We start from the raw sequence: 25,835 nt of genomic DNA, 5'->3' as shown, positions 1-25,835 counted from the left end.
CGATCTCCTCAGATCCGGGTCAGATGGATGGGGTTGCCGTCCTTCGGGAACGGCAGCGAGCTGTTGTCCAGAGGCGCGCGGTAGCCGGGGGAGACGCTCCACCGGTAGCTGCGCAGGAGCCGGTGCAGGATCGACTTGACCTCCAGGCCGGCGAAGTAGAGGCCGATGCACTTGTGCACCCCGCCGCCGAACGGCTCCCACGCCATCCGGTGGCTCTTGTCCTCGCGCCGGTGCGGCGCGAAGCGCTCGGGGTCGAAGACGCTCGGGTTGGTCCAGTAGTCCTCCATCATGTGGCTGAACTGGACCCCGACCATCACGCCCATGTCGGCCGGGATACGGACCCCGAGGAGGCTGGTCTCCTTGACCGTACGCCGGATCAGCGCCGGCACCGGGGCGCGCAGCCGCAGCGCCTCCCGCATCACCAGGTCCAGGCTGGTGAGGCTCTCGATCTCCTGCATCGTCGGCGCCTCGCCGAGCGCGAGGGCCTCCTCGCGGCAGCGCTGCTGCCACTGTGGATGCTGGCCGAGGTACTGGAGCATCGTCGAGGAGGTGATGGTCGAGGTGTCGTGCGCGGCCATCATCAGGAAGATCATGTGGTTGACGACGTCCTCGTCGCTGAACCGCTCGCCGTCGTCGGTCTCGATGTGGCACAGCACCGAGAAGATGTCGTCGCTCGCGGTGGCCCGTTTGGCGGGCAGGTAGTGGCGCAGGAAGCCCTCCAGCACCTTCCGGCCGCGAAACGCGCGGCCCCAGCGGGTCATCGGCACATCGCCGCGTACGACACCGGCGGCCGCCTGCACGCAGGCGATGAACGCCTTGTTGACCCGGTCCATCTCGGCTCGGCTGGTCTCGGCCGCACCACCCATGAAGATGTCGGCGGCGATGTCGAGGGTGAGCTGCTTGAGCCGCGGATAGGCCTGGAACGCCGGAGCGTTGGCCCAGCTGCGCATGCCGTGCGCGATCGCCGGGTGCATCGCGGTGGTGTAGGTGGCGAGCCGGTCCCGTGTGAAGGCCTCCTGCATGATGCGGCGATGGGCGTGGTGCTCCTCGAAGTCGAGCAGCATCAGGCCGCGGTCGAAGAAGGGACCGACGATCTGCCCCCAGGCCGGCCCGTTGGCGAAGGCCTTGTCCTTGTTGCGCAGCACCGCCTCGCACGCGTCCGGTCCGAGCGCGACCACCCCGGCCTCGCCGGCCCGGAAGAACGGCGAGACCGGACCGTACGTCTCCCACTGGTGCCGGTAGAAGCCGACCGGGTCGCGGGAGTAGTCCAGCAGCCGGCCGATCCAGGGGAGGCCGCGGTCGCCGGGCGCGAGTCGTGGGATCTCGCGTAGCGCCTCGGTCGCTGTCATGGTGCCTGATCCATCATGCCCGACCTCCCGGTCCCGAGTGACTCTGCTGAGGTTAGTCAAGTAGAACGTGTTCCCGCAGCCGTTCACGGGGCATGGATGGGCCTCGCGCGTTGTTGAGGTCTGCGTGGAGAGCTACGAATCAGTGGTGATCGGTGCCGGTCAGGCCGGTCTGTCGGCGTCCTACCACCTCAGCCGGCTGGGCGTACGCCACGTCGTGCTCGACGCCGAGCGTCGCCCGGGCGGCGCCTGGCAGCACCGCTGGGACTCGCTTACCATGCACGACGTCCACGGGGTCGCGGATCTGCCGGACGGACGGGCGCCGGGTGGGTCGGGGGAGCGGGCCAACGTCGCCGTGCCGGGATGGTTCGGGACCTATGAGTCCTTGCACGACCTGCCGGTGGAGCGCCCGGTGAAGGTCACCTCGGTGACCTCGGTCGGCGACCTGCTCGCGGTGCACTCGGCCGACGGACGGACGTGGTTCACCCGTACGCTGGTCAACGCGACCGGGACCTGGACGCGACCGTTCGTCCCGCACTACCCGGGCGCATCGACCTTCCTCGGGGAGCAGGTGCACACCCACGACTATCCCGGTTCTGCTCACTTCCGGGGCAAGCGCGTCGCGGTGGTCGGTGGAGGAGCCTCGGCGGTGCAGTTCCTCGGCGAGCTCGCGCCAGTGACCGACGTCGTCTGGGTGACTCGGCGTGAGCCGGTCTGGCGCTCCGACTTCGATGCCGAGCGTGGGCGCGAGGCGGTCACGCTCGTGGCCGAGCGGGTCGAGGCCGGCCTGCCGCCGGCGAGCGTCGTCAGCGTCACGGGTCTCTCGCTGCGGCCGCAGGAGCAGGAGGCCGCGCGGCTCGGGGTCTACGAGCGCCGGCTGCCGATGTTCAGTCGCATCGAGCCGGACGGGCTGCGGTGGGACTCGGGGGCGTTCGAACCGGTCGACGCGATCCTGTGGGCCACCGGCTTCCGTCCCGCCGTCACCCACCTCGCTCCGCTTCATCTGCGCAGCTCGCACGGTGGGATCCCGCTGCTGCGCGACTCCGCCGACGTCCAGACCGCCGTCACCGCTGCGTACGACCCGCGTGTCCAGCTCGTCGGCTACGGTCCCTCCGCGAGCACGATCGGGGCCAGTCGCGCCGGCCGGGCCGCGGCGCTTGCGGTCCGACGACAATTGGCCGAGCCTCAGGCGGCTGAGCCTCAGAAGGCGCCGAGGTCGGCGGACAGCCAGTTCTCCGGCGACAGCCGGACGGTGACCTCGGGCGGGAAGTTCGCCGCTTCCGCCAGGTAGGCGTCGGCTGCATCCGGAGGCAGATACCGTCGCGCCATCGCCTCCGACTCGCGCTCGGCGGCGTCGGCGATCCGCACCGGCCCCTCGACCGACACGTAGCGCACCGTCGGATCCAGCCGCTCCACCATCAGGGTGCACCGTCCGGCGGCTGCGAGCAGCCGGGCCTTGAGCGAGTCCTTCCCGGTCACGAACCACACCTCGCCGCCGGGGGTGTAGTCGTACCAGATCGGGACCGTCAGCGGCGCCCTTCCGTCTTCTCTGCTCACCGAGAGCGCTGCGATCAGGGGCTGGGTCAGGAGTTCTTGGCGGTCTTCGAGTGGGATACCCATGCTCTTTACCGTACGTCGTGGGCCAGGGGTGTTTTCGGGGTTGGGGTGGGCCGCCGACCCGTTCTTCGAGGGTCTTCTCGACGAACCCCGGAGTCAAGGACGGCCTGCGGCCGCCGGCTTCGCCGGCCGCTTCGCGGTCCTTGACACCGGGGCCCGTCGAGAAAGATTTGGCTGGCTATCGGGGCGGCGGCCCGGGTGTGGCGCGGAGTGAATGTTGTTTGGGACCGGTGATGTTGATGGGGCATGAGGGTGGCCCTTCGGGCCACTTACCATCCACAGATACGAGGTCGTTCGCTCACCGCGAAAACAGTGCTTGACCTGGGAAAATAGATAGTCAGAACGGCGTGTGAAGCGTAGAATCGGACACATCACAGCACACCTCTGAAGGAGAGGATCAGCGATGAGTCTCGGCCGCTCGATCGACCACTGGGGCACCAACCCCGGGGATGCGATCGACGCTGCCCTGGCCGCCATCGAGACCGCCCTCCAAGAGTTGCTGGCCACCGATCCCGCCTACTGGCGCACCGGCCAGAAGAAGGACCTGCTCGAGCGGCTGGAGAAGCTCCAGGCCCAACAAGCCGCACTGAAACTGAGAGTGCTCGCGACGGCCGGCGACATCGCCGAGGAGACCGGCGCGAAAGACGCCTCCGGATGGATGCGGACCGAGCTCCTGGTCGACAAGGCTGTGGCACGCTCGCAGATCAAACTCGCGGCAGCGGTCACCAAGTACGACCTCGTGGCCGCCGGCCTGGCCGAGGGTGTGGTGTCCCAGGACAAGGCCCGGGTGATCACCCAGGCGCTCGACAAGATCGAGACCGACCCGGTCGCCAGCAGCGAGGACCTGGTCCTCGCCGAGAAGCTGCTGGTTGACTACGCCACCCGGTTGACCGCCAACGAGCTCCGCATCGTCGGACGACGGATCCTGCGTGAGATCGACCCGGCCCGGTTCGAGGACGCCGAAGCCAAAGCCCTGCTGGCTGAAGAGGAGCGTGCTCAGCAGAAGACCGCGCTACGGGTCTGGGACAACCACGACGGCACCGTCGGCTTCGACGGCGTCCTGCCGGTCTCGATGGGGATGCGGTTCAAGCGTCTGGTGGAGGCCTGGGCCCAGCCCCGCAAGCAACAGCTCGTCGGCAAGGGTGCTCCGTTGCCGCCGTGGGAACGACTCATGGGCCAAGGGTTCTCGCGGCTGCTGGAGACCGTCGACCCGGCCGCCCTGCCCCGCCACGGCGGTGACGCCACCGTGGTCAACGTGGTCATCAGCCTCGAGGAACTCCGCAAGGACCTCGGCATCGCCACGTTGGGTTATGACGAGACCAACGGGGCCACGATCTCGGCGGCGGAGGCGAGGCGGATGGCGTGCAACGCCACCATCATCCCCTGGGTGTTGGGCGGTGACGGCGAGGTCCTCGATGCTGGTCGTGGCAGCAGGTTCTTCCAGCCCATCCAACGCAAGGCGCTCCGGTTGCAGCACAAGTGCTGCCAAGCCGAAGGGTGTGACATGCCACCGGAATGGTGCGACGCCCACCATCTCGACCCCTGGGCCGCCGGCGGCAAGACAGACCTGAAGGACGGGGCGCTGCTCTGTCCCCACCATCACCGCCTGGCCCACAATGCGGCCTACGTTCATGAGCGACTACCCGACGGCACCATCAGGTTCACCCGCCGCCCCTAACCGACTGGGCGAGGAACCACTTCACCGGGTCCTGCCCGTCGGGCCTGACGACTCCAACCGTCGAGCGGTCTCAGCTCTCGCTGAAACCGTCCGTCCCGGTGCCCACATGAGCGTTCCAGCCACCCTTCTCGACTCCACGCCCGCCGCTCCCCACCGGCGAGGACACTTCCCCACCGCAGTGGAGGTTCCCCACGATCCGGGGCATGGGGAACCTCCACGCCCGTGGGGAACTCTCTCCATCGGTGGGGAACTCGCGACCCTGCCGCCACCGAGCCCGATCCGGTCAAGGCAACGGCTCGCTTGTGAACCATTCACAAGATCGCGCCCACAGCCGTAGGCACCCACGAGGCACGATCCGCCGGCGCACGACCAGCCAGGGCCCCAAGCCCGTGCCCAACTGAATCCGCTGCGCCAAACCCTGCCGCCGACCCGATACAGGCCAAATCTTTCTCGATCGCGCACCGGGTCAAGGATCGCCGAAGGCGACCGGTGAAGCCGGCGGGCGAAGCCCGTCCTTGACGCGGTGTGTGATCGAGAAACAATCGAACCAAGGGTCGGCGGCGAACCTCGAAATGAACCCACGCCAACCTTCGCGCGCCCTCGCGGGACCAAGAAGCAAGGTGGCAGTTGGCCGCCCAGGCAGACTGAAAGGCATGCGACGGATCGGCGTACTGGGTGGGATGAGCTGGGAGTCGACGGCGGAGTACTACCGCCTGCTCAACGAGATCACCGCGAAGCGGCTCGGGGGACTGCACTCGGCGGACCTGCTCGTACGGTCGGTGGACTTCGCCGACATCGAGGAGATGCAGGCATCCGGCGAGTGGGAGCGGGCGGGGGAGCGCCTTGCCGCGGAGGCGGCGACGCTCAGCGACGCCGGGGCCGAGGTGATCGTGCTGGCCACCAACACGATGCACAAGGTGGCCGGGGCGTTGGAGGAGACGTACGGGGATCGTTTCATGCACCTCGGCGACACGACGGCGGCTGCGGTCGAGGCGGCGGGGGTCGGGCGGGTGGGACTTCTCGGCACCGGGTTCACCATGTCGCAGCCGTTCTACGCCGACCGGCTCCGCGGCCACGGTCTCGAGGTCATCGTCCCGACCGAGCCGGACCAGGAGACCGTCCATCGGATCATCTACGAGGAACTGTGTCTGGGGACGTTCATGGACAGCTCCCGGCAGGCGTACCTCGAGGTCATCGATCGTCTCGTCGCCGCCGGCTGCGAGGGCGTGATCCTCGGGTGCACCGAGATCGAGCTGCTGCTGCCGATCGAGGCGTACGCGGGTGTGCCGCTGTTCCCGACGACCCGCCTGCACTGCGAGGCGGCGATCGAGGCTGCGCTCAACGCGTAGCCCACTCCTCGGCGAGGATCGCGTAGGAGAGGCCGTCGAGCCAGCCGCGCGTGCGGTGCAGGGAGTCCTTGACGGTGTGCGACTCGCGCCGCATGCCGAGGCGCTCCATGAGCCGCCAGGAAGCCTCGTTGTCGGCGAAGCACTCCGCGACGACGCGGCGCAGACCCAGAGGGCCGAAGCAGACGTCGAGCACGGCGCGTACGGCCTCGGTGGCGTAGCCGTTGCCCTGGTGGGCGGGGTCGATCGTCCAGCCGAGCTCGGCCTGGGTGCCGTTGGCGTGCTCGCGCACCTCGGTCTGCGACCACGGGTCGGTGATCCGCAGCATGAGGTCGCCGACGATGACGCCGTCACGCTCGATCACCAGAGCGGGGCCGATGACGTCGGGATTCTCGAAGACCTTGCGGTAGGCCTCGAGGTCCGCGAACGCGGTGGTCACCCACTCGGCCACCTCGGGAAGGCCTCGGAAGGCCCAGGTCGGCTCGATGTCGGCGGCCACCATCCGGCGGATCACCAGGCGCTCGGTGCGCAGCGGCCACTCGGCCTTCACCAGCGGATCAGGGCGGGTGTCGATCATGCGCCCACCTTCGCATCAACCCGCTCCGGGACGCCACCGAGTTCTTCGGGGAGGCCATCATGCCGTACGACCAGGGAGGTCACCGCGCGGGTGAGGCAGACGTAGAGGCGGCGGAGCCCGGTGTCGCGGTCGGGTTCGCCGGCGACGATCCCGGTTGGGTCGGAGACGACGACGTGGTCGAACTCGAGCCCCTTCGCCAGCGAGGCGGGGACGAGGTCGAGATGGGAGTCGAACTCGGTCTCCTCCTCGTCCGCGCTGAGCTCGCCGAGGGCGATCTCGGCGAAGGAGAGCCCGGCCGCGGTCAGCTCGGCGCGCACCGCCGCCAGCGAGGCGTCGGGCACGATCAGCCCGACCGACCCGGGGCGCTCCAGGGCAGCCCCGAGCGCCTCGACGACTGACGAGGTGGTGAAGGTGAGGTCTCCGCGGGTGCGGCGCACCGCGACCGGCGGCTCGAGGTCGGGGGCGATGTGGGGGAGGAGGCGAGCCGCGTAGGCGATCACGTCGGCCGGGACCCGGAAGCCACGCGTCAACTGCTCGACATGGCCGTCGGGCTTGCCGAGATGCTCCAGCGCGGAGGCCCACGACGAGGAGGCCCACGGCGTGGTCGCCTGGGCGAGGTCCCCGAGGATCGTCAGCGAGCCCGTGGTCGAACGGCGACCGAGCGCGCGCAGCATCATCGCGGAGAGGTCCTGGGCCTCGTCGGCGACGATGTGTGCGACCGACGGCGTGCGGTCGAGCAGGTCGGCGATCTCGTCGAGGAGCACCAGGTCGGCCAGCGACCAGCGCGCCGCGCCGGCCGAGCGCGGCGGCTTCTCCCAGAGCAGGCTCGCCCGCTCGGCCTCCGAGAGCAGCCCGTCGGCGGCCTCCGCCAGCCAGGCCGCGTCGGTGAACAGCCGGAACAGGACCCGGGCGGGCTTGAGATCGGGCCAGAGCGCGGCGGCGTAGTCCTTGACCGGCTTCGCCCGTGCGACCGCGTCGTGCACCCGGTCGTCGGGCGAGTCGCCCGAGCGCTCCATCTGCACCAGCACCCGGTGGGCCAGGGCACGCGGGAGCAGCGCCCGGCCCGCTGCGTACCGAAGGTCGTTGGCACGCAGCCCCTCCAGCGCCTCCCGCGCCTCGTAGGACGGAACCCGCCAGCGTCGCGAGCCGCGTGGGACGACCAGCGCCTCCTCCGGGTCGCCGACGTGGGACCAGACCGCCCGGCGGAGCACCTCGGCCATGCGTACGTCGCCCTTCAGCGTCGCCACCGGCGCGGCCTCCTCAGCGCGGACGGCACCGTGGCTCTGCCCATTCTTGGCGACCAGCTCCGCGATCGTCGCCTGCTTGGCCTCGATCTCACCCAGCGCGGGGAGGACGTCGCGGATGTAGCGCAGGAACGAGGCGTTGGGGCCGATGATCAGGACCCCGCGCCGGGTGAGCTGGTCGCGGTGCGCGTAGAGGAGGTACGCCGCCCGGTGCAGCCCGACGGCCGTCTTGCCCGTCCCCGGCGCACCCTGCACGACGATCGTCTGGGACAGGTCGGCGCGGACCAGCACGTCCTGCTCGGGCTGGATGGTCGCGACGATGTCGCGCATCGGCCCCACACGCGGCCGCTCGATCTCGGCCTCGAGGATCGCCGAGTGCTCAGGCCCGGGTCCGGCGTCGGTCAGCGACTCGTCCTCGAACGCCGTCAGCTCCCCGTGGGAGAAGCCGTAGCGCCGCCTCCGCGCCAGCCCCATCGGCTCGGTCCGCGAGGCCCGGTAGAACGGCACGCTGACCGGGGCCCGCCAGTCGACCACCATCGGATCGCCCGCGCCGTCGGAGATGTGGCGCCGGCCGATGTGGAAGGACTCCGCCCTCAGATCGGCGGCCCGGTCGATGCGACCGAAGAAGAGCGGCACGTCCGGATCGTCGGCGAGCTGCTCCAGCCTGCGAGCGAGGGTGGCGTCGAGGATCTCGGCGCTGACCCAGTTGCCGGCCGTCGAGGAGTCCAGCGACTCCACCTTCTTCCGCATCCGGGCCAGATCCTGCCGAGAGGCGGCCAGATGCTCGCGCTCCGCGTCGAGGTCGTCTAGGGGCATGGCTGGTTCATCGCTTCTCCGTGGCGGCAGGTCTCGATGGGGCGCGGGGTCAAAGGCTCCAACATAGGCGACCACGGAGTGGACCCCCAACAGGTTTATCCGGGCGTGCGTTGGGCGTTGGGATGCACAATTGCACCGTGAGCCTGTTCGATCGTTTCCGACGCCGCGGGACGCGCATGAGCCGTCCGACGGGCGAGAGCTACACCGGATCCACAAGGGTGCGCGCCGCGGACTCCACCGACCAACAGCATCTCGAGCAGTTCGTGAAGACCCGGCGCGGTGTCGAGGGGTTCGTCGAGCCGCGCACCGTCGTCAGCGAGGTGACCCTGCTGCTGGTCGCGCATGACGGCGAGTGGACCCGGCGGCGAGTGCCGTCCGCGCAGTGGGCGCACAAGTTCGCCAACAAGCACCAGGTCCCGTCCTACGACGCCGCGGTGGTCGGCGTACCTCAGCGGATGCGCGACTACAACCGGCGCCAGAAGCAGCAGGGGCGGTAGGCGCCGGGCCGAACTCGTTCGAAACTGTCGGCGCTGCCATCTAGTCTTTGCCGACGTGGGTGAGGACCTGATGATCTCGGCGCGCGGGCTGCGCAAGTCCTTCGGCGACTTCGAGGCGGTGCGCGGGATCGACGTGTCGGTGCGCCCCGGTGTGGCCTTCGGTTTCCTGGGGCCCAACGGCGCCGGCAAGTCCTCGACGATGCGGATGATCTGCTGCGTCTCGCCGCCGAGCGGCGGAGAGCTGCGGGTCTTCGGGATGGATCCGGCCAAGGACGGGCCGAGGATCAAGGCGCGTCTCGGAGTGTGCCCGCAGGAGGACACCCTCGACGTCGAGCTCAACGTCTACGACAACCTCTTCGTCTACGGCCGCTACTTCGGGCTGCCGAGGGCCGAGGTCAAGGGCCGGATCGAGGAGCTGCTCGACTTCGTCCAGCTCACCGACAAGGCCAAGGCGAAGGTCGACGACCTCTCCGGCGGCATGAAGCGACGGCTGACGATCGCCCGCAGCCTGATCAACCGGCCCGAGATCCTGGTGCTCGACGAGCCGACCACCGGTCTGGACCCGCAGGCCCGCCACGTCATCTGGGACCGGCTCTTCCGGCTCAAGCAGGCGGGCGTGACGCTGCTGCTGACCACTCACTACATGGACGAGGCCGAGCAGCTGTGCGACGAGCTCGTGGTGATGGACCAGGGCCGGATCGTGGCCCACGGGACGCCGCTGGGACTCATCCAGCAGCACTCCACCCGCGAGGTCGCCGAGCTGCGCTTCGGCGTCGGTGAGCACGAGGCGCTGGCGGCCAAGGTCGAGGACCTCGCCGAGCGGGTCGAGGTGCTGCCCGACCGGCTGCTGCTCTACAGCGACGACGGCGAGGCGGTCATCGAGGCCGTCCACAGCCGCGACCTGTCGCCGGTCGCCACCCTGGTGCGGCGCTCCTCCCTCGAGGACGTCTTCCTGCACCTGACCGGCCGGACCCTGGTGGACTGATGGCCGACTACGCCGACTCGGGACCGGCGACCCCGCCGACCGCGCCCGCCGGGCTGGTCTCCGGGGCGCTGCGGATGGGCGACTACTGGCTCACCGTCCTGGCGCGCACCTGGAAGGGCGGGGTGATCACGACCTTCGTGACGCCGTTCTTCTACGTGCTCGCGCTGGGCGTGCTGCTCGGCGGCTTCGTGGAGGCCGACCCGGCCACGCTGGAGGGTGCAGACTCCTATCTGGCCTTCGTCGCCCCGGGAATGGTCGCGGCCCACGCGATGACGATCGCCTTCTCCGAGATGACCTACCCGGTCTACGGGATGGTCAAGTGGCAGCGGATCTACTTCTCGATGATCGCCTCGCCGCTGACCGCCTCCCACATCGTGCTGGCCCAGCTGGGCTTCCTGATGCTGCGTACGCTGTTCGCCTGCGGCGTCTTCCTGCTGGTCCTGGCCCCGTTCGGCGTCTTCGAGACGTGGTGGGGCGTGCTGACGGCGTGGCTGGTGCAGGGGCTGGTCGTGCTGGCCTTCGCGACGCCGGTGCTGCTCTTCTCGCTCTCGATCAAGGGCGAGGAGTCCTTCGCGCTGATCTTCCGGCTGGGGATGATCCCGCTGACGCTGTTCTCCGGCACGTTCTTCCCCGTGGCCAACCTCGGGCCGGTGCTGGAGAAGGTCGCGATGGCCTCGCCGCTGTGGCAGGGCGTCAACCTGACCCGGATGCTCGCGCTGGGCGAGATCGACTGGGCGCTGGCCGCGTTCCACGTCGGCTATCTCGGACTGCTCGCGGGCGTCTGCTGGTGGCTCGCGGTGCGCAAGCTGGGCGAGAGGCTGGTCTCCTGAGATGGCGCTCTTCTCCGCTGCCGTGGGCGCCACCGTCGCCCGGCCGCTGCGAGGCGGTGAAGCCGCCCGGCTGCTGCTGTGGCGCAACATCCTGGTCTACCGGCGCGCCTGGCTGGTCTTCATCACCGGCTTCCTGGAGCCGGTCTTCTACCTGTTCTCGATCGGCATCGGCGTGGGCGCGATGGTGGTCGGCTTCGAGTACGCCGGCAAGCCGGTCGACTACCGCGAGTTCGTCGCCCCCGGGATGATCGCGGCCTCGGCGATGAACGGGTCGCTGCTGGATGCGACGTTCAACTTCTTCTTCAAGCTGAAGTACAACAAGCTCTACGACCAGATGCTGGCCACCCCGCTGCGTACGGTCGACATCGCGGTCGGCGAGATCCTCTGGAACCAGCTGCGCAGTGGGATCTATGTCACCGCGTTCCTGCTGATCATGGTCGCGATGGACCTGGTCCACTCCTGGTGGGCGATCCTGGTGGTGCCGGCGGCGCTGCTCATCGGGTCGGCCTTCGGGGCCGTCGGCATGGCGCTGACGACCTACATGACCTCCTGGCAGGACTTCGAGAAGGTCACCCTCGCGATGATGCCGATGTTCCTGTTCAGCGCGACGTTCTTCCCGGTCACGGCCTATCCGGAGTGGCTGCGCTGGGTCGTGGAGGTCACGCCCCTCTACCGCGGGGTCGTGCTGTGCCGAGACCTGACGCTCGGAGTGCCGTCGTGGGGCTCGCTGGTCTCGGTGGTCTACCTGCTGGCGTTCGGGGCGGTCGGCCTGGTCGTCGTGCGCCGCCGGCTCGACGCCCTACTCCTCACCTGAGGGGCAGCAACTCGCGTCTCAAAGGCAGGATCTCCCTCGTGAGGGCCCGGGCGGGCCGTCAAGATTGATCCATGACTCATGACGCGATCGAGCCGGACACCAAGGACTGGACGTGGGTGCTCGACCGGCCCTGCCCGGAATGCGGCTTCATCGCCGGTGCCGTGACCGCGGACCAGCTCCCCGAGATCGTGCGGGACAACGCGACGTACTGGGAGATCTACCTCGCCGCCGACAACGCCCGCGACCGCCCCCAGCCCGGAGTGTGGTCGGCGCTGGAGTACGGAGCACACGTACGCGACGTCCACAGAGTCTTCGGGGAGCGGCTGCAGCAGATGCTGACCGAGGACGAGCCGCGCTTCGCCAACTGGGACCAGGACGAGGCCGCCCTCGAGGGCGACTACGCCGGCCAGGACCCGGCGGTCGTCGCCGAGGAGCTGATGGACGCCGCCGACGAGATCGCCACGATCTACGAGAAGGTCCCGCCGGACGCCTGGGGCCGTCGCGGGACCCGGTCCAACGGCGACGTGTTCAGCGTCGAGTCGCTGGGCCGCTACCACCTCCATGACGTCGTCCACCACCTGTGGGACGTACGCGCGGCCGCCAAGCAGGCGACCGTCGCCGCCTACGACGCCAGCGTCGCGACGTACGTCCAGGGCAGCTCGTTCGCCGAGGAGAACCGTTCGGTCCTGGACAGGTTCCTGGCCGTGCTCGAGCCCGGCGACCACGTACTCGAGATCGGCACCGGACCCGGCCACGACGCGAAGGCGCTCGAGGCCGGGGGAGTGCGGGTGCGGCGCACCGACATCAGCGAGGGGTTCGTGGCGCACCTGCGCAAGCAGGGGTACGCCGCTGCCTGCCTGGACCCGCTGACCGACGATCTGCGCGACCCGGTCCACCCGGACGTCCCCTATGCCGCGGTCTGGGCCTCGGCGACGCTGCTGCACGTGGCCCGCGACGACTTCGGGACCGTGCTCGCCCGGCTCGCCGAGGTGACCCGCCCCGGCGGTGCACTGCACGTGTCGATGAAGGAGGGCGACGGCGAGGAGTGGACCAACCGCGGTCACATCGAGGCTCCCCGCCTCTTCGTCTACTGGCGCGAGCCCGCGCTCCGGGCGGCGCTGGACGAGGCCGGCTGGGAGGTGCTCGAGGTCGGGCACGCCGACGGACGCCTCGGCGACGTCTGGCTCGACGTCCTCGCCCGTCGGCGCGCCTGAGTAGCATTCGAGGCGATGAGACACACGGAGTTCTGGTCCCGGATGGACGAGGCGCTCGGCGCGGGCTACGCGCGAGCGTGGGCACGCCAGTTCGTCATGGGCGACCTCGGCGGGCGCACCGCCCAGGAGGCCCTCGACGACGGCGTCCCGCCCAAGGAGGTCTGGGCCGCGGTCTGGAAGGCCCTGGAGCTGCCGGCGCGTGAGCGGTGACGCTGGTCGCACCGGCCTCGGTGGCCGCGGTCCAGAAGCGCACCATCCTCACCCTGGTCGCCACCCAGGCGGTCGGGGCGATGGGCATCACGATCGGCATCGCGACCGCCTCCCTGCTGGCGCGCGACCTGTCCGGCTCGGAGTCGATGGCAGGTCTCTCGCAGACGACCCAGGTGCTCGGCGCTGCCGTCGCTGCGTACGTCCTGGGGCGGGTCATGGACGCGCGCGGGCGCCGGTTCGGGCTGGTGGCGGGCTACCTGCTCGGGGCGGCCGGTGGGCTGCTGGCGGTGCTGGCCGGCGTGGTCGGATCGATGACGCTGCTGCTGGTCGGCGCCGTGCTGCTGGGCGCGACCACCGCCGCCAACAACGGAGCGCGGTACGCGGCCACCGACCTGGCACCTGCCAGGAGCCGTGCGCGAGCGCTGTCGGTCGTGGTCTGGGCCACGACGTTCGGGGCGGTGATCGGGCCCAACCTGACCGGCGTCGCCGAGATCTTCTCCGACTCCGTCGGGATCCCGGCACTGACCGGGCCGTTCGCGATCGGGTCGATGGGGATGCTGGCCGCCGCGCTGGTGGTCGGGGTCTTCCTGCGACCTGACCCGCTGCTGGTCGCCCGGGAGGGCGCTCCGCCGGCGGAGAAGGCGAAGGGCACGAGCTGGCGCCGGGCGATCTCCGTCATCCGGGAGCGGCCCGCGCTGGCGGCGGCGGTCGTCGGGCAGGCCGCGGCCCACGCCACGATGGTCGCGGTGATGGTGATGACCCCGCTCCACATGGAGCACGGCGGCGCCGGACTGGAGATCATCGGCCTGGTGATCAGTGGGCACGTACTGGGCATGTTCGCCTTCGCGCCGATCGCCGGCTGGCTCGCCGACCGCGTCGGCCGGGCCGATGTGATGGCGCTCGGCGGCGGGGTGCTCCTGGTGTCCCTGGTCCTGTGCGCCGCCGCGCCGGAGGGCAGCTCCGCGCGGATCTTCGTCGGGCTCTTCCTGCTCGGCCTCGGCTGGTCGCTGGCCACGATCGCCGCGGCCACCTCGGTCGCGGACCACACCCCGCTCGAGGTGCGCGCCGACGTCCAGGGCACCGCCGACCTGATCATGGGCGTCGCCGCCGCCGCTGCCGGGGCGGTGTCGGGCGTCGTCGTCGACCTGGCCGGATATCCGGCGCTCGCGCTCGGCACGATCCTGCTGGTCACGGTGCTGTTCGGGGCTGCGTACGTGGCCCGTAAGGCGGCCTGACGGGCCTGCCTGGTGGGCAGGGCCGCTGGGCGGCCCTGCCCACCACGGCGTCCTCAGCCGAGGAGCTTCTCCATGGTGTCGATCTCGGCCGTCTGCGACTCGATGATCGTCCCGGCCAGGTCGACGGCCGGCTTGAACCGGCCCTCGTCCTGCTCGGTCTCCGACATCTCGACCGCGCCTTCGTGGTGCTCGATCATCATCGTCAGCCACATGTCGCTGAACTCGGCGTCGGAGGCGTTCTCGAGGGCGTCCATGTCCTCGGCCGACATCATCCCGGGCATGTCGCCGTCCATGCCCTCCATGGAGTCGGACATGCTGCTGTCCTCGCCGTCGCCGTGGCCCTCGTGGCCGCCGTTGACGTGGTCACGCATCGTCGACGGCACCTCCTCGCCCCACTGCTGGAGCCAGCCGGACATGGTCTCGATCTCGGGGCTCTGGGCCGCCCGGATCGAGTCCGCCAACTCCTGGACCTCGGGCTCGAGGTTGCGGTCCATGGTCAGGTCGACCATCGACAGGGCCTGGGCGTGGTGCTGGATCATGTCGGTCGCGAAGGTGACATCGGCCTTGTTGTGCTCGGTCTCCGAGAGCTTCTGAGGCGCCTCGGCCTCGTCGTTGCCGCCGCAGGCCGACAGGGTGAGCAGCACGGCCAGGCCGGCCGCCGCCCAGGTCGCGCGGAAGAGGGGACGTTGCGTACGCATCTGTTGTTTCTCCTTGTCAAGTGCTGATTACGGGCATCGCTGACCCACCAGCGGACCTCGGGCATGGCCGGGCCGCGGGTGGCGTCAGGCCGCTCAGCACCTGATGACGGAGTAGGCCCAGACGGAGGGCGGCCCGGTCGCGGGACAGGTGAGCAAGGGCGCGAATCCGCTGGTCCGGGACCAGCCGCGGGCCCGTGAGAACCACCAGGAAGGAGTACGCCGCCACAGCCCGCTCAGCAGCAGCACGCCGGCGGCGAGCAGGAAGGCCGCGCACAGCATCATCGCCGTGTGCCCGTCGCCGCCCGGGTGGCCGGCGGCGTCGGCCGCTCCGTGGCCGGTGTGCTCGAGAGCGTGCGTGTGCTCGACGTGGGCGGCGGGCAGGCTCAGCGCGCCGTGCTCGCCGTCGGAGTCGGTGCCGTGGAGGCTCAGCGCATGCATGGCCAGGAGACCGGCGACCGTGACCACGACCGCCGCCAGCAGGCCGGCGCGCGCGACCGCACGGGTCGTCCACTGCCGTCGTCGCGCTGCCGTCCACACACAGCACACCCTAAGGAGTCCTTCGTGGTTGGACAAAGTGAGGTCTCCGACCAGATGTCGCTTGCGAGTACATACCCCCATGGGGTATGAATGTCGGGTAGGCACAACGGACCGATCGACCAAGGGAGCGACATGACGTCGCATGACGAGCATCTGCATGCTGGACACGACCACGGCGGACATCAGCACTCGATGCACGAGGACCATGAGGGTCATGGCGGCGACCACTCGGCGCACGGCGCGCATGATGCGCACGGCGCGCACGGGGGCGGGGTGAACGCGATGGCGGCCAGTGCCACGCTGCACTGCCTCACCGGATGTGCGATCGGCGAGATCGCCGGACTGATGATCGGCACCGCCATCGGGCTCAGCACAGGGTGGACGATCGTCCTGGCCGTCGCGCTGGCGTTCGCCTTCGGCTACGCGCTCTCGACGCTGCCGCTGCTCAAGTCGGGTCTGGCCGTCGGTGCGGCGTTCAGCGTCGTGCTGGCCGCCGACACCCTCTCGATCGCCACGATGGAGCTGGTCGACAACCTGGTGATGGCGCTGATCCCCGGGGCCATGGAGGCCGGCCTGGTCAACGTCGTGTTCTGGATCGGGATGATGATCGCCCTCTCGGTGGCCTTCGTGGCGGCCTTCCCGGTGAACCGATACCTGCTCCAGCGGGGCAAGGGGCATGCGCTCACTCATCAGTACCACGGCGCGGAGCCGGTCCAGGAAGGCGTACGCCGCTTCATCCCGTCCTTCTCGAGCGGTGCCCTGGCCGCGGTGATCATCGCCTTCATGCTCGGTGGCCTGTCGGTCGCCGTCGCCGACGAGATGGGTGGCGGCTCGGCTCCCGCCGAGCAGGTCGAGATGCAGGGCCACTGAGGATCCGACGACCCCGACACGCCCGAACAGGTGTTCACATCGAACGCTTGTTCGGGCTAGTGTGTGGTAGTAGGTGGAGCGTGGTTCGTGCTATCGCCCAGGCAAAAACCGGGTCGTGAAACACCGTGCCAGAGGGTCCCGTTCAAAACTGTCGGTGGTCCCGTCTAGCGTCTGCCTTGATGACGACGAAGACACGTGGACAAGCGGCAGGCAAGGGGAAGAAGTCTGCCCCTCAGGAAGGAAAGAACATGGCGGCAGGTGATCGCGAGAAGGCATTGGACGCCGCTCTCGCCAACATCGAGAGGCAGTTCGGCAAGGGCTCGGTCATGCGGCTGGGCGATGAGACCCGGGCTCCGCTGGAAGTGATCCCGACCGGCTCGATCGCGCTCGACGTGGCGCTGGGTCTGGGCGGTCTGCCCCGCGGGCGGGTCGTGGAGATCTACGGTCCGGAGTCCTCGGGTAAGACGACGGTGGCCCTCCACTCGGTCGCCAGCGCGCAGCGCGCCGGCGGCATCGTGGCCTTCATCGACGCCGAGCACGCGCTCGACCCGGAATACGCGAAGAACCTCGGCGTCGACACCGACGCCCTGCTGGTCTCCCAGCCCGACTCGGGTGAGCAGGCCCTGGAGATCGCCGACATGCTGATCCGCTCGGGTGCGCTCGACCTGATCGTCATCGACTCCGTCGCGGCGCTGGTGCCGCGGGCCGAGATCGAGGGCGAGATGGGCGACAGCCACGTCGGTCTGCAGGCTCGACTGATGAGCCAGGCGCTGCGAAAGATGACCGGTGCGCTCAACAACTCCGGCACGACCGCGATCTTCATCAACCAGCTGCGCGAGAAGATCGGCGTGATGTTCGGCTCGCCCGAGACCACGACCGGTGGTCGCGCGCTGAAGTTCTACTCCTCGGTGCGACTCGACGTGCGCCGGATCGAGACGCTCAAGGACGGCACCGACATGGTCGGCAACCGCACCCGCGTCAAGGTCGTGAAGAACAAGGTCGCCCCGCCGTTCAAGCAGGCGGAGTTCGACATCATGTACGGGAAGGGCATCTCCCGTGAGGGCGGCCTGATCGACGTCGGTGTCGAGGCGGGCCTGGTCCGCAAGGCCGGCGCTTGGTACACCTACGAGGGCGACCAGCTCGGTCAGGGCAAGGAGAACTCCCGCAACTTCCTCAAGGACAACCCCGACCTGGCCAACGAGCTGGAGAAGCGGATCCTGGAGAAGCTCGGGGTCGTGCCGACGGTCGACGCCCCGGCCGACGGCGAGGCGCCCGCGGCCGAGCCCGCCGGCGTCGAGGACTTCTAGGTCCACAGGCACCGGCTGACCCGTGGCTTCGTCAAGGCCTGATCGTTCGTCCACCCAGGATCCCTGGGTGGACGAACGGCCTGCGCCCGACTGGCTGGGGGACGTGACTCTCGGCGTCGAAGCCTGGGCCGGAAAGGCCCCGTCCCCGTCAGTCGAGCCGTCGCCCCCGTCGGTCGAGCCGTCGCCCCCGTCGGTCGAGCCGTCGCCCCCGTCGGTCGAGCCGTCGTCGCGACGAAGGAGCGACGACGAGTCGAAACCAACACGTTCCCGTCGGCGGAAACCCCGCCCCGCGGACCCGGCCGATCCCAAGAACGACCCCGAGCCCGACCACGAGGCGATCGCCCGGAAGATCCTCCTCGACGCCCTGACCGGCCAGGCGCGCAGCCGCAAGGAGCTTGCCGACAAGCTGGAGAAGAAGGAGGTCCCGGCAGCCCTGGCGACGCGGCTGCTGGACCGCTTCGAAGAGGTCGGCCTGATCGACGACGAGGCCTTCGCCAGGGCTTGGATCGCCAGCCGACAGCCCGGCAAGGGCCTGGCCCGACGAGCCCTGGCCCAGGAGCTGCGCCGCAAGGGCATCGACGACGACGTGGCCCGCGATGCGCTCGACGAGATCGACCCCGACGACGAGCGTGAGGCCGGCCGGCGGATGGTCCGGCGGAAGCTACGCTCCCTGGAGCGCTTCGACGACCAGACCAAGACCCGCCGTCTGGTCGGGATGCTCGCCCGCAAGGGATACGGCGCCGGTGTGGCCTACAGCATCGTTCGCGAGGAGCTCAGCCTGGCCGATGACGATGGCGCCGGCGGTCTCGTGCCAGAATCCGATCTGTGAGTGAGCAGCAAGAGCGCGAGATCCTGACCTACGACCTCTTCGGCACCGCGGTGCGCGACATCGCCCAGAAGGTCGTCGACAGCGGCTACGAGCCCGACATCGTGCTCTCCATCGCCCGTGGTGGCCTCGCCCTCGGGATGGGCCTGGGCTACGCGCTCGACGTGAAGAACCTGTCCGCGGTCAACGTGGAGTTCTACACCGGCATCAACGAGCGCCTCGACGTTCCGATCATGCTCCCGCCGACCCCGGCGGCCGTCGACCTGACCGGGATGAAGGTGCTCATCGCCGACGACGTCGCCGACACCGGCAAGACCCTCGAGATCGTCCACGACTTCTGCGAGGGCCACGTGGCCGAGGCCCGCACCGCGGTCATCTTCGAGAAGCCGTGGACTGTGATCAACGCCGACTACGTCTACAAGAAGACCGACCGCTGGATCGACTTCCCGTGGTCCTCCCAGCCGCCGCTCGTCGACCGCCGCGGCGGCCAGGCCCACTGACCCAGCGGCGTTAACCTGGGTGCATGTTCACGCCGGTTGCGGTCCACAACGGGACACACCGTCTCGGCGGGGTGACGCGCCCGGGGGAGAGCTGGGCAGCGGCGGCGACGAGGATCGCCGGGCGGCCTGCGTACGCGGTGGACCTCTCCGGTGAGGTGAAGGAGTTCTCCTCCGACCCGATGCCGGTGGTAGCGCTGCGACCGATGACCCGCGGCGACCTACCCCACCTGGTCCGCTGGCTCAACGCGGAGCACGTGCACCGGTGGTACGGCGTGGACGGCGACCCCACACCCGACTGGGTGGCCGACAACTACGGGCCCGACATCGACGGCAAGACGCCGGTGACGTTCTGGGTGATCGAGGTCAACGGTCGCTCGATCGGGTTCTGCCAGGACTACCGGATCAGCGACGAGCCCGACTATGCGCTGCTCACCCCCGACCCGGACGCGATCGGCTTCGACTACGCGATCGGGGAGCCGGCCTTCGTGGGCCGCGGGATCGGGCCGCGGATGGCCTGGGTCTGGCTCACCTCGATCCCGCGCCGCTATCCCGGTGCGACGGCCTGCTTCGCGGCCCCCGACCACCGCAACGCCGCCTCGCTGCGGATGCTCGCCAAGGTCGGCTTCGATCAGGGCACCTGGTTCGACGAGCCTCAGCCCGACGGCACGACGACCACGATGGTCGGCTGCTCCCTGGATCTGCGGCGCGTTCTCGGCTGAGGCGCCTATCGTCTAGCCATGACCCTTCTTGACGAGCTGCGGCTGCCGGCCGGACCGGTGGACCTGCGGAAGTACGACACCAACTCCGCACCCGGCGTCGACGTCGACAAGGAGACCGGCAAGCAGGTGCTCGCCGAGCTCGGCCCGATGCTGCTCGAGCTGCAGACCAAGCTGTTCGCCTCCAAGGAGAGCGGCGACCCCAGGCGGGTGCTGCTCATCCTGCAGGGGATGGACACCTCCGGGAAGGGTGGCGTGCTCAAGCACACCGTCGGGCTGGTCGATCCCGTCGGCGTGAAGATCACCAGCTTCAAGGCGCCGACCGACGAGGAGCGGGCCCAGGACTTCCTGTGGCGCATCGAGAAGGCGGTGCCGGAGCCCGGCTACCTCGGTGTCTTCGACCGCTCCCAGTACGAGGACGTGCTGATCGGCCGCGTCCGCGAGCTCGCCCCACCCGAGGAGATCGAGCGGCGCTACGGCGCCATCAACGACTTCGAGAAGCGGCTGGCCGACGACGGCACCATCATCCTCAAGTGCATGCTGCACATCTCGCCCAAGGAGCAGAAGAAGCGGCTCCTGGCGCGGCTGGAGGACCCGACGAAGCACTGGAAGTACAGCCCCGGGGACATCGACGAGCGTCAGCAGTGGGACGGCTACCGGGAGGCGTACGAGATTGCGCTGGAGCGCACCAACACCGAGTACGCTCCGTGGTACCTCGTGCCGAGCGACAAGAAGTGGTATCGCAACCTGGCCATCGGCGAGCTGCTCCTGGAGACCCTGGACCGGCTCGATCTGGACTGGCCCGCGCCCACCTTCGACGTCGCCGAGGAGAAGAGACGACTGGAAGAGGACACCATCTCGTGAGTCTGGAGACGGTGCGGGTGACGCGGTATGTCACCCCGCTCCGGGAGGGCGGCAGCCTGCCCGGGATCGTGGAGGCCGATGACCTCGGCACCTATGTCTGCAAGTTCCGCGGCGCCGGACAGGGGCTGAGGGTGCTGGTCGCGGAGGTGATCGTCACCGGCCTGTGCCGGGCGCTCGACATCCCCACGCCCGACCAGGTCGTGCTCGATCTGGATCCCGAGATCGCCCGCTACGAGGCCGACGAGGAGGTCCAGGACCTCCTCAACGTGAGCGCCGGGCTCAACCTCGGCATCGACTTCCTGGCGGGTGCCTTCGGCTACGACGCCGCCTACTCGCCCGACCCGTCGCTGGCCGGCCGGATCCTGTGGCTGGACGCGCTGATCGCCAACGTCGACCGCTCCTGGCGCAACCCCAACATGCTGCTGTGGAACGGCGCGCTCTACGTCATCGACCACGGCGCCTCGCTCTACTTCCATCACGTCTGGCCCGGCGGAGGCGGCGACCCGGCGCGCTACGCGGCGCAGCCGTTCGACACCTCCGAGCACATCCTGCGGTCCTACGCGGCCGAGGCGATCGCCCAGAACGACGACCTCGCCGCGCGGCTCGACGACGCGGTGCTGGAGAAGGTGCTCGCCGACGTACCCGACGAGTGGCTCGAGCCCGTTCCCGGCTACGACACCCCGGAGTCGCTGCGCGAGCGCTACGTCGCGTTCCTGCGGGCGCGCCTCGACGGCGAGCGCCCGTGGCTGCCGGCGGCCGAGCCCACCCAGGAGGCGTGATGGACGCCTACCAGTACGTCGTGCTCCGCTGCGTACCTCGCCCCGAGCGCGAGGAGTTCCTCAACGTCGGCGTCGTCCTCTACTGCCCCGAGCAGAAGTTCCTCGCCGCCCGGTGGGCGCTCGACGAGCAGCGTCTTGCCGCCTTCGCCCCGGGCCTCGACCTCTCCCTCGTACGGGCCGCCCTGGAGTCGGTGGACCTGATCTGCGCCGGCGCCGCCCACGCCGGCTTCGGCGCGGGCGTCCGCGCCACGGCGTACGGCCTCCGAGCGCTCTCCGACAACGAGTCGGCCCGCTTCGGCCTCCTCAAGGCCCCGAAGAGCACCGTCCTCCAGCCCGGCCCGGTCCACGGCGGCGTGACCACGGACGCCGCCGCCGAGCTCGACCGCGTCTTCGGCCACCAGATCACCTGAAAACCCCGCCGAGTCGGCGCGTCATGACGCGCCGACTCGGCGGGATTCGATGTCAGGATGCGCCGACTCGGCGCGGAGTGGATCAGACCGGGACGAGCTCGACGGCACCGACGGCGTAGCGGGCCAGGATGGTGCGGGCGACCTCGGGGTGGGCGCCCATCGGGTCGCTGACCGCGACGGCGCCGGCCTCGAGGGCGAGCTCCTTGGCACGGTCGGGCAGCTGTCCGGGAGCCAGGAAGAGCATGCCGACGGCGATGTGGCGGCGGCCCTCGGCACGGAAGGCACGGACGGCCTCGCCGGTGGCCGGCGGAGCGGCCGAGGCGTACGCAGCCACGACCGGGAGCTTGTGGTGGGCACCCCAGATCCGGGCCAGGCGGGCGACCGACTGGTTGGCCAGCGAGTCCGAGGAGCCGGCGGCGGCCAGGACGAGGGCGTCGAGCTCACGCACCCGCGCGGCCTTCAGCGACGCCCGGAGGCGCTCGTCGAGCACCTGCAGGAAGACACTCTCGAGGCCGAGGATCTCGCTGGTGTGGATGCGCAGGCCGGAGTGGCGCGCGGTGGCCTCGGCGATGACCGAGGGTACGTCGACGCGGGCGTGGAACGCCTCGGTCAGGAGCAGGGGCACGACGACGATCTCGTCGTGGCCGGCCTTGACCAGCTTGTCGACGACGGCCTGGAAACGCGGCCGGGAGTGGTCGAGGAAGGCGGCTTCGATGCGGAGGTCGGGGCGCAGGGCCCGGACCTCGGCAACGAGTGCGTTGATGGTCGCGGCCGACTGCGGATCGCGGCTGCCGTGAGCCAGGGCTACCAGTGCAGGAGCTGCCATTGTCTTCATCCTTCGGTGTTGCAGGGAAAGTCTGTTGGTGTGGTGGAGAGGCCGATCAGGCGTGGATGCCGCACTCGGTCTTGCCGGTGCCGGCCCATCGCCCGCTGCGCGGGTCCTCGCCGGGGGCTACCCGGCGGGTGCACGGCGCGCAGCCGATCGAGGGATACCCGTCGTAGACGAGCGGGTTCACGAGCACTCCGTTGTCCTCGATATATCGCTCGACCTGCTCGTCGGACCATCGCGCCATCGGCGAGACCTTGACCTTCTGGCGCTTGGCGTCCCAGCCGATGACCGGTGCGATGACCCGGTTCTTCGTCTCTGCGCGGCGCAGGCCGGTGGCCCAGGCGTCGTAGGAGGCGAGCGAGTCGGCCAGGGGCTTGACCTTGCGCAGCGCGCAGCATAGGTCGGGGTCGGTCCGGTAGAGGTCCTTGCCGTATTCGGCGTCCTGCTCCGCCACGCTCTGCACGGGCGTGATCGTGAGGAGGTTGACCGGCATCGTCGCCTCGACGGCGTCGCGGGTGCCGATCGTCTCGATGAAGTGGTAGCCGGTGTCGAGGAAGACCACGTCGATCCCGGGTACGACCTTCGAGGCGAGATGAGCCAGGACCGCGTCCCCCATGGAGGACGTGATCGCAAACCTCTCACCGAAGGTGGCGGCGGCCCACTCGATGATCGTCTCGGCCGGGGCGAGCTCGAGCTCGGCTCCCCAGTGGGAGACGATCTCGCGCAGCTCCTCGGGCGTACGTCCCTCGGTGTCCACCGCGCGGTTGGCACGGGCGGCTGCTGTGCTGACGCTCATCGGTGCGCCTCCTTCGTGGTTGCCCGAGAGATCTGTCCCAGTGACTTCAGCTGGAAGGCGCGCAGGCAGGCGCGGCATTCCCAGGACCCGTGCGTGGCCTCGTGCGGCCACAGGTCGGTCTCGCCACAGAACGGGCAGTGGAACGGGGTGCTTGCGCGCTCACTCATGCGGTCACCTCGTCCAAGGTCTTCTCGCCGCGCAGCAGGACCTCGTCGGCCCGCGCGGTCCAGGCGGAGAAGGTCTCGCCGTCGGTGCGGTCGGCCAGGTAGTTGACGACCAACGCGGAGATGTAGTCGTCGAGCCCGGCCGAGGTCACCTTGTGCGCGCGCAGCTTGCGCCCGAAGTTGGCGGTCAGCCCGGTCGCGCCGCCCAGGTGCACCTGGAAGCCCTCGACCTGGTTGCCCTCGTCGTCGAGGACCAGCTGGCCCTTGAGGCCGATGTCGGCGACCTGCGTCCGCGCGCAGGCGTTGGGGCAGCCGTTGACGTTGACGGTGATGGAGGCGTCGAGCTCGGGGAACCGCGACTCGAGCGAGGCGATCAGGTCGCGCGCCCGGTCCTTGGTGTCCACGATCGCGAGCTTGCAGAACTCGATGCCGGTGCAGGCCATCGTGTTCTGGCGCCAGTTGGAGGGCCGGGCCGAGAAGCCGATCGCGTCCAGCGCGGTGACCAGGTCCTCGACCACCTCGGGCGAGACCCCGATCAGCACGATCTTCTGGTACGGCGTGAGCCGAGCGCCCTCGACGGCGAACTTCTCCATGACGCCGGCGAGCTCGACCAGGTGGGTGCCGGAGATGCGACCGGCGATCGGGGCCAGACCGACGTACTTCTTGCCGTCCTTCTGGTCGTGGATGCCGACGTGGTCACGGTGGCCCAGGGGCGACTCGGGCGAGGGGTTGGAGACGAGCTGACGGTCGAGGTACTCGTTCTCGAGGACCTCGCGGAACTTCTCCTTGCCCCAGTCGGCGACCAGGAACTTCAGCCGGGCCCGGGAACGGAGCCGGCGGTAGCCGTAGTCGCGGAAGATGCCCGCGACGCCGGCCCACACGTCGGCGACCTCGTCGATCGGCACCCACACGCCGAGCTTCTCGGCCAGGCGCGGGTTGGTGGAGAGACCGCCGCCGACCCAGACGTCGAAGCCGGGGCCGTGCTCGGGGTGGACGGTGCCGACGAAGGCGATGTCGTTGATCTCGGGCGCCACGTCGTGCGAGGGGTGGCCGGTCAGCGCGGTCTTGAACTTGCGCGGGAAGTTCGAGAAGGCCGGGTCGCCCAGGTAGCGGGACTCGATCTCGCGCAGCGCCGAGGTGCCGTCGATGATCTCGTCGGCGGCGACGCCGGCGACCGGCGAGCCGAGGAACGGACGCGGCGAGTCGCCGCAGGCCTCGGTCGAGTGCAGCCCGACCTCCTCGAGGCGCGACCAGATCTCCGGGACGTTCTCGATCTCGATCCAGTGGTACTGGATGTTCTCGCGGTCGGTGATGTCGGCGGTGTCCCGCGCGAAGTCGACGCCGATCTGGCCCAGGGTGCGCACCGCGGCGGGGGAGAGGAGCTTGCCGTCGGAGCGGACACGCATCATGAAGTAGCGGTCGTCGAGCTCCTCTTCCTCGAGGATGGCGGTCTTGCCGCCGTCGATCCCGGGCTTGCGCTGGGTGTAGAGGCCGAACCAGCGGAAGCGGCCGCGCATGTCGGCCGGGTCGATCGAGTCGAACCCGCGCTTGGAGTAGGTGTAGAGGATCCGGTCGCGAACGTTGAGCGGGTCGTCGTTCTTCTTCGACTCCTCGTTCTTGTTCAGCGGCTCGGTGTAGCCGAGGGCCCACTGGCCCTCGCCCTTCTTGGGCCGGGGGATCTCGGTTCGGGTGGCGCGCTTGGCCTGAAACCGGTTGTCGCTCATGTCAGAGAAACCTTTGCGTCGGTCGTGGACGCACGGCGGAGCAGGGACGTGCTCGCGGCGGGCGCCCGGGATGTCTGTCGGGCGGCGGGCCAGCGGCTCGACGCGGGGGATGCGGAGCGCTGGGCGTCAGTGGCGCCAACAGATCGAGCTGCGGATGCGGCAATAGTCCACGTGGCGTCGAACCACGAGGTGCGCATGTGTTGCAGCAGTGACCATGTCAAGGAGTCTCAGGTAGCGGACGGCCCTCACGCAATCTGGAATCCCGATATATGAGACATCGGTCCGTTATGTGGGACGTTCCCGCTCGTTCACGCGGGCGGTGTGGCCGAGGTCACCATCTGGTCACGGTCTCTTAACCAGGCTGAGCAGTCGGTCATTCCCGCGGGCGGTGATAGAGGACGTACGC

At 69.6% G+C, this 25,835-nt stretch carries 28 protein-coding genes; 18 read left to right on the top strand and 10 right to left on the bottom strand.

Annotated elements, in window-relative coordinates:
- Nucleotides 1-8: 8 nt before the first annotated feature.
- A complete protein-coding gene (locus ACIO3S_RS14140; protein ID WP_400464467.1) occupies nucleotides 9-1,349 on the bottom strand; it encodes a cytochrome P450 in 1,341 nt (446 codons plus the stop codon).
- A gap of 124 nt (nucleotides 1,350-1,473) precedes the next feature.
- Between ACIO3S_RS14140 and ACIO3S_RS14135 the strand changes: the two genes are divergently transcribed.
- Nucleotides 1,474-2,637, top strand: coding sequence for an NAD(P)-binding domain-containing protein (locus ACIO3S_RS14135; protein ID WP_400464464.1), 1,164 nt, complete (start codon nucleotides 1,474-1,476; stop codon nucleotides 2,635-2,637).
- Here the strand turns inward: ACIO3S_RS14135 and ACIO3S_RS14130 are convergent.
- Nucleotides 2,547-2,966: a pyridoxamine 5'-phosphate oxidase family protein gene (locus tag ACIO3S_RS14130; RefSeq protein ID WP_400464461.1), complete on the bottom strand. Its 420-nt coding sequence runs from the start codon at nucleotides 2,964-2,966 to the stop codon at nucleotides 2,547-2,549. The genes ACIO3S_RS14135 and ACIO3S_RS14130 overlap by 91 nt on opposite strands.
- Before the next feature lie 400 nt (nucleotides 2,967-3,366).
- Here ACIO3S_RS14130 and ACIO3S_RS14125 point away from each other — a divergent pair, with 400 nt between their 5' ends.
- Both ACIO3S_RS14125 and ACIO3S_RS14120 read left to right on the top strand, forming a co-directional pair.
- Entirely contained in the window at nucleotides 3,367-4,641 is a 1,275-nt protein-coding gene (locus ACIO3S_RS14125) for a DUF222 domain-containing protein (protein WP_400464458.1), read from the top strand.
- A gap of 653 nt (nucleotides 4,642-5,294) precedes the next feature.
- Nucleotides 5,295-5,990, top strand: coding sequence for an aspartate/glutamate racemase family protein (locus tag ACIO3S_RS14120; protein WP_400464455.1), 696 nt, complete (start codon nucleotides 5,295-5,297; stop codon nucleotides 5,988-5,990).
- Here the strand turns inward: ACIO3S_RS14120 and ACIO3S_RS14115 are convergent.
- Both ACIO3S_RS14115 and ACIO3S_RS14110 read right to left on the bottom strand, forming a co-directional pair.
- Nucleotides 5,980-6,564: a GNAT family N-acetyltransferase gene (locus tag ACIO3S_RS14115; RefSeq protein ID WP_400464452.1), complete on the bottom strand. Its 585-nt coding sequence runs from the start codon at nucleotides 6,562-6,564 to the stop codon at nucleotides 5,980-5,982. The two genes, ACIO3S_RS14120 and ACIO3S_RS14115, sit on opposite strands and share 11 nt — an antisense overlap.
- Nucleotides 6,561-8,624 (bottom strand): HelD family protein, encoded by a 2,064-nt coding sequence (locus ACIO3S_RS14110; protein ID WP_400464449.1) that lies wholly within the window; start codon nucleotides 8,622-8,624, stop codon nucleotides 6,561-6,563. Before ACIO3S_RS14110 ends, ACIO3S_RS14115 begins: the two co-directional genes overlap by 4 nt.
- 176 nt (nucleotides 8,625-8,800) lie before the next feature.
- Here ACIO3S_RS14110 and ACIO3S_RS14105 point away from each other — a divergent pair, with 176 nt between their 5' ends.
- The 7 genes from ACIO3S_RS14105 to ACIO3S_RS14075 all read left to right on the top strand — a co-directional run bounded on the left by ACIO3S_RS14105 (nucleotide 8,801) and on the right by ACIO3S_RS14075 (nucleotide 14,409).
- Nucleotides 8,801-9,121, top strand: coding sequence for a hypothetical protein (locus tag ACIO3S_RS14105; protein ID WP_350840555.1), 321 nt, complete (start codon nucleotides 8,801-8,803; stop codon nucleotides 9,119-9,121).
- Between the two features lie 70 nt (nucleotides 9,122-9,191).
- Nucleotides 9,192-10,106: an ABC transporter ATP-binding protein gene (locus ACIO3S_RS14100; RefSeq protein ID WP_141806655.1), complete on the top strand. Its 915-nt coding sequence runs from the start codon at nucleotides 9,192-9,194 to the stop codon at nucleotides 10,104-10,106.
- A complete protein-coding gene (locus ACIO3S_RS14095) occupies nucleotides 10,106-10,936 on the top strand; it encodes an ABC transporter permease (protein ID WP_400464446.1) in 831 nt (276 codons plus the stop codon). Before ACIO3S_RS14100 ends, ACIO3S_RS14095 begins: the two co-directional genes overlap by 1 nt.
- A gap of 1 nt (nucleotide 10,937) precedes the next feature.
- Nucleotides 10,938-11,750, top strand: a complete 813-nt coding sequence (locus tag ACIO3S_RS14090; protein ID WP_400464444.1) for an ABC transporter permease — start codon at nucleotides 10,938-10,940, stop codon at nucleotides 11,748-11,750.
- A gap of 71 nt (nucleotides 11,751-11,821) precedes the next feature.
- The gene (locus ACIO3S_RS14085; RefSeq protein WP_400464441.1) at nucleotides 11,822-12,964 is read left to right on the top strand and encodes a methyltransferase domain-containing protein; all 1,143 of its coding nucleotides are present in this window, start codon (nucleotides 11,822-11,824) and stop codon (nucleotides 12,962-12,964) included.
- Between the two features lie 15 nt (nucleotides 12,965-12,979).
- Entirely contained in the window at nucleotides 12,980-13,174 is a 195-nt protein-coding gene (locus tag ACIO3S_RS14080; protein WP_160022500.1) for a DUF3046 domain-containing protein, read from the top strand.
- On the top strand, nucleotides 13,171-14,409 hold the full coding sequence (locus tag ACIO3S_RS14075; protein WP_400464437.1) for an MFS transporter: 1,239 nt from the start codon (nucleotides 13,171-13,173) through the stop codon (nucleotides 14,407-14,409). The genes ACIO3S_RS14080 and ACIO3S_RS14075 overlap by 4 nt, the downstream gene beginning before the upstream one ends.
- A 53-nt stretch (nucleotides 14,410-14,462) precedes the next feature.
- Here the strand turns inward: ACIO3S_RS14075 and ACIO3S_RS14070 are convergent, their stop codons facing one another.
- Nucleotides 14,463-15,107, bottom strand: coding sequence for a DUF305 domain-containing protein (locus tag ACIO3S_RS14070; RefSeq protein WP_400464434.1), 645 nt, complete (start codon nucleotides 15,105-15,107; stop codon nucleotides 14,463-14,465).
- 93 nt (nucleotides 15,108-15,200) lie between these two features.
- Complete coding sequence (locus ACIO3S_RS14065) at nucleotides 15,201-15,644, bottom strand: DUF6153 family protein (RefSeq protein WP_400464431.1); 444 nt, start codon at nucleotides 15,642-15,644, stop codon at nucleotides 15,201-15,203.
- A gap of 132 nt (nucleotides 15,645-15,776) precedes the next feature.
- Between ACIO3S_RS14065 and ACIO3S_RS14060 the strand changes: the two genes are divergently transcribed.
- The 8 genes from ACIO3S_RS14060 (at nucleotide 15,777) to ACIO3S_RS14025 (ending at nucleotide 21,916) form a co-directional block, all read left to right on the top strand.
- Nucleotides 15,777-16,514, top strand: coding sequence for a DUF4396 domain-containing protein (locus ACIO3S_RS14060; protein WP_400464428.1), 738 nt, complete (start codon nucleotides 15,777-15,779; stop codon nucleotides 16,512-16,514).
- A 248-nt stretch (nucleotides 16,515-16,762) separates the two neighbouring features.
- The gene (gene recA / locus ACIO3S_RS14055; protein ID WP_091040930.1) at nucleotides 16,763-17,821 is read left to right on the top strand and encodes a recombinase RecA; all 1,059 of its coding nucleotides are present in this window, start codon (nucleotides 16,763-16,765) and stop codon (nucleotides 17,819-17,821) included.
- 67 nt (nucleotides 17,822-17,888) lie between these two features.
- Entirely contained in the window at nucleotides 17,889-18,650 is a 762-nt protein-coding gene (locus tag ACIO3S_RS14050; protein WP_400464424.1) for a regulatory protein RecX, read from the top strand.
- Nucleotides 18,647-19,147, top strand: coding sequence for a phosphoribosyltransferase (locus tag ACIO3S_RS14045; RefSeq protein ID WP_091040933.1), 501 nt, complete (start codon nucleotides 18,647-18,649; stop codon nucleotides 19,145-19,147). The genes ACIO3S_RS14050 and ACIO3S_RS14045 overlap by 4 nt, the downstream gene beginning before the upstream one ends.
- 23 nt (nucleotides 19,148-19,170) lie before the next feature.
- Nucleotides 19,171-19,866 carry a GNAT family N-acetyltransferase gene (locus ACIO3S_RS14040; RefSeq protein WP_400464420.1) on the top strand — a complete coding sequence of 232 codons (696 nt, stop codon included), beginning with the start codon at nucleotides 19,171-19,173 and terminating at the stop codon, nucleotides 19,864-19,866.
- A gap of 18 nt (nucleotides 19,867-19,884) precedes the next feature.
- Nucleotides 19,885-20,727: a PPK2 family polyphosphate kinase gene (locus ACIO3S_RS14035; protein ID WP_400464417.1), complete on the top strand. Its 843-nt coding sequence runs from the start codon at nucleotides 19,885-19,887 to the stop codon at nucleotides 20,725-20,727.
- Nucleotides 20,724-21,506 carry a HipA family kinase gene (locus ACIO3S_RS14030; RefSeq protein WP_400464414.1) on the top strand — a complete coding sequence of 261 codons (783 nt, stop codon included), beginning with the start codon at nucleotides 20,724-20,726 and terminating at the stop codon, nucleotides 21,504-21,506. The genes ACIO3S_RS14035 and ACIO3S_RS14030 overlap by 4 nt, the downstream gene beginning before the upstream one ends.
- Nucleotides 21,506-21,916: a DUF3037 domain-containing protein gene (locus ACIO3S_RS14025; RefSeq protein ID WP_400464411.1), complete on the top strand. Its 411-nt coding sequence runs from the start codon at nucleotides 21,506-21,508 to the stop codon at nucleotides 21,914-21,916. The genes ACIO3S_RS14030 and ACIO3S_RS14025 overlap by 1 nt, the downstream gene beginning before the upstream one ends.
- Before the next feature lie 82 nt (nucleotides 21,917-21,998).
- On the opposite strand, the gene ACIO3S_RS14020 is transcribed toward ACIO3S_RS14025, so the two are convergent.
- The 4 genes from ACIO3S_RS14020 to ACIO3S_RS14005 are packed head-to-tail and all read right to left on the bottom strand — an operon-like array spanning nucleotide 21,999 to nucleotide 25,429.
- The gene (locus ACIO3S_RS14020; protein WP_160022518.1) at nucleotides 21,999-22,742 is read right to left on the bottom strand and encodes a CbiX/SirB N-terminal domain-containing protein; all 744 of its coding nucleotides are present in this window, start codon (nucleotides 22,740-22,742) and stop codon (nucleotides 21,999-22,001) included.
- Nucleotides 22,743-22,797: 55 nt separating this feature from the next.
- Nucleotides 22,798-23,541, bottom strand: coding sequence for a phosphoadenylyl-sulfate reductase (locus ACIO3S_RS14015; RefSeq protein WP_141792939.1), 744 nt, complete (start codon nucleotides 23,539-23,541; stop codon nucleotides 22,798-22,800).
- Complete coding sequence (locus tag ACIO3S_RS14010; RefSeq protein ID WP_350659041.1) at nucleotides 23,538-23,708, bottom strand: hypothetical protein; 171 nt, start codon at nucleotides 23,706-23,708, stop codon at nucleotides 23,538-23,540. The genes ACIO3S_RS14015 and ACIO3S_RS14010 overlap by 4 nt, the downstream gene beginning before the upstream one ends.
- Nucleotides 23,705-25,429 (bottom strand): nitrite/sulfite reductase, encoded by a 1,725-nt coding sequence (locus tag ACIO3S_RS14005; protein ID WP_400464406.1) that lies wholly within the window; start codon nucleotides 25,427-25,429, stop codon nucleotides 23,705-23,707. The genes ACIO3S_RS14010 and ACIO3S_RS14005 overlap by 4 nt, the downstream gene beginning before the upstream one ends.
- Nucleotides 25,430-25,835 lie beyond the last annotated feature (406 nt).

It is taken from the genome of Nocardioides sp. NPDC087217 (genome assembly GCF_044744805.1).
In the GTDB taxonomy this organism is placed as follows: Bacteria; Actinomycetota; Actinomycetes; order Propionibacteriales; family Nocardioidaceae; genus Nocardioides.
This window is presented reverse-complemented; position numbering and strand designations above follow the sequence as displayed.

Excerpts from the sequence above, each read along its gene's own strand:
- ACIO3S_RS14140 (WP_400464467.1), bottom strand. The coding sequence starts at position 1,349 with ATGACAGCGACCGAGGCGCTACGCGAGATCCCACGACTCGCGCCCGGC.
- ACIO3S_RS14130 (WP_400464461.1), bottom strand. The coding sequence starts at position 2,966 with ATGGGTATCCCACTCGAAGACCGCCAAGAACTCCTGACCCAGCCCCTG.
- ACIO3S_RS14125 (WP_400464458.1), top strand. The coding sequence starts at position 3,367 with ATGAGTCTCGGCCGCTCGATCGACCACTGGGGCACCAACCCCGGGGAT.
- ACIO3S_RS14120 (WP_400464455.1), top strand. The coding sequence starts at position 5,295 with ATGCGACGGATCGGCGTACTGGGTGGGATGAGCTGGGAGTCGACGGCG.
- ACIO3S_RS14115 (WP_400464452.1), bottom strand. The coding sequence starts at position 6,564 with ATGATCGACACCCGCCCTGATCCGCTGGTGAAGGCCGAGTGGCCGCTG.
- ACIO3S_RS14110 (WP_400464449.1), bottom strand. The coding sequence starts at position 8,624 with ATGCCCCTAGACGACCTCGACGCGGAGCGCGAGCATCTGGCCGCCTCT.
- ACIO3S_RS14105 (WP_350840555.1), top strand. The coding sequence starts at position 8,801 with ATGAGCCGTCCGACGGGCGAGAGCTACACCGGATCCACAAGGGTGCGC.
- ACIO3S_RS14100 (WP_141806655.1), top strand. The coding sequence starts at position 9,192 with ATGATCTCGGCGCGCGGGCTGCGCAAGTCCTTCGGCGACTTCGAGGCG.
- ACIO3S_RS14095 (WP_400464446.1), top strand. The coding sequence starts at position 10,106 with ATGGCCGACTACGCCGACTCGGGACCGGCGACCCCGCCGACCGCGCCC.
- ACIO3S_RS14090 (WP_400464444.1), top strand. The coding sequence starts at position 10,938 with ATGGCGCTCTTCTCCGCTGCCGTGGGCGCCACCGTCGCCCGGCCGCTG.
- ACIO3S_RS14085 (WP_400464441.1), top strand. The coding sequence starts at position 11,822 with ATGACTCATGACGCGATCGAGCCGGACACCAAGGACTGGACGTGGGTG.
- ACIO3S_RS14080 (WP_160022500.1), top strand. The coding sequence starts at position 12,980 with ATGAGACACACGGAGTTCTGGTCCCGGATGGACGAGGCGCTCGGCGCG.
- ACIO3S_RS14070 (WP_400464434.1), bottom strand. The coding sequence starts at position 15,107 with ATGCGTACGCAACGTCCCCTCTTCCGCGCGACCTGGGCGGCGGCCGGC.
- ACIO3S_RS14060 (WP_400464428.1), top strand. The coding sequence starts at position 15,777 with ATGACGTCGCATGACGAGCATCTGCATGCTGGACACGACCACGGCGGA.
- recA (WP_091040930.1), top strand. The coding sequence starts at position 16,763 with ATGGCGGCAGGTGATCGCGAGAAGGCATTGGACGCCGCTCTCGCCAAC.
- ACIO3S_RS14040 (WP_400464420.1), top strand. The coding sequence starts at position 19,171 with ATGTTCACGCCGGTTGCGGTCCACAACGGGACACACCGTCTCGGCGGG.
- ACIO3S_RS14035 (WP_400464417.1), top strand. The coding sequence starts at position 19,885 with ATGACCCTTCTTGACGAGCTGCGGCTGCCGGCCGGACCGGTGGACCTG.
- ACIO3S_RS14025 (WP_400464411.1), top strand. The coding sequence starts at position 21,506 with ATGGACGCCTACCAGTACGTCGTGCTCCGCTGCGTACCTCGCCCCGAG.
- ACIO3S_RS14020 (WP_160022518.1), bottom strand. The coding sequence starts at position 22,742 with ATGGCAGCTCCTGCACTGGTAGCCCTGGCTCACGGCAGCCGCGATCCG.
- ACIO3S_RS14015 (WP_141792939.1), bottom strand. The coding sequence starts at position 23,541 with ATGAGCGTCAGCACAGCAGCCGCCCGTGCCAACCGCGCGGTGGACACC.
- ACIO3S_RS14010 (WP_350659041.1), bottom strand. The coding sequence starts at position 23,708 with ATGAGTGAGCGCGCAAGCACCCCGTTCCACTGCCCGTTCTGTGGCGAG.
- ACIO3S_RS14005 (WP_400464406.1), bottom strand. The coding sequence starts at position 25,429 with ATGAGCGACAACCGGTTTCAGGCCAAGCGCGCCACCCGAACCGAGATC.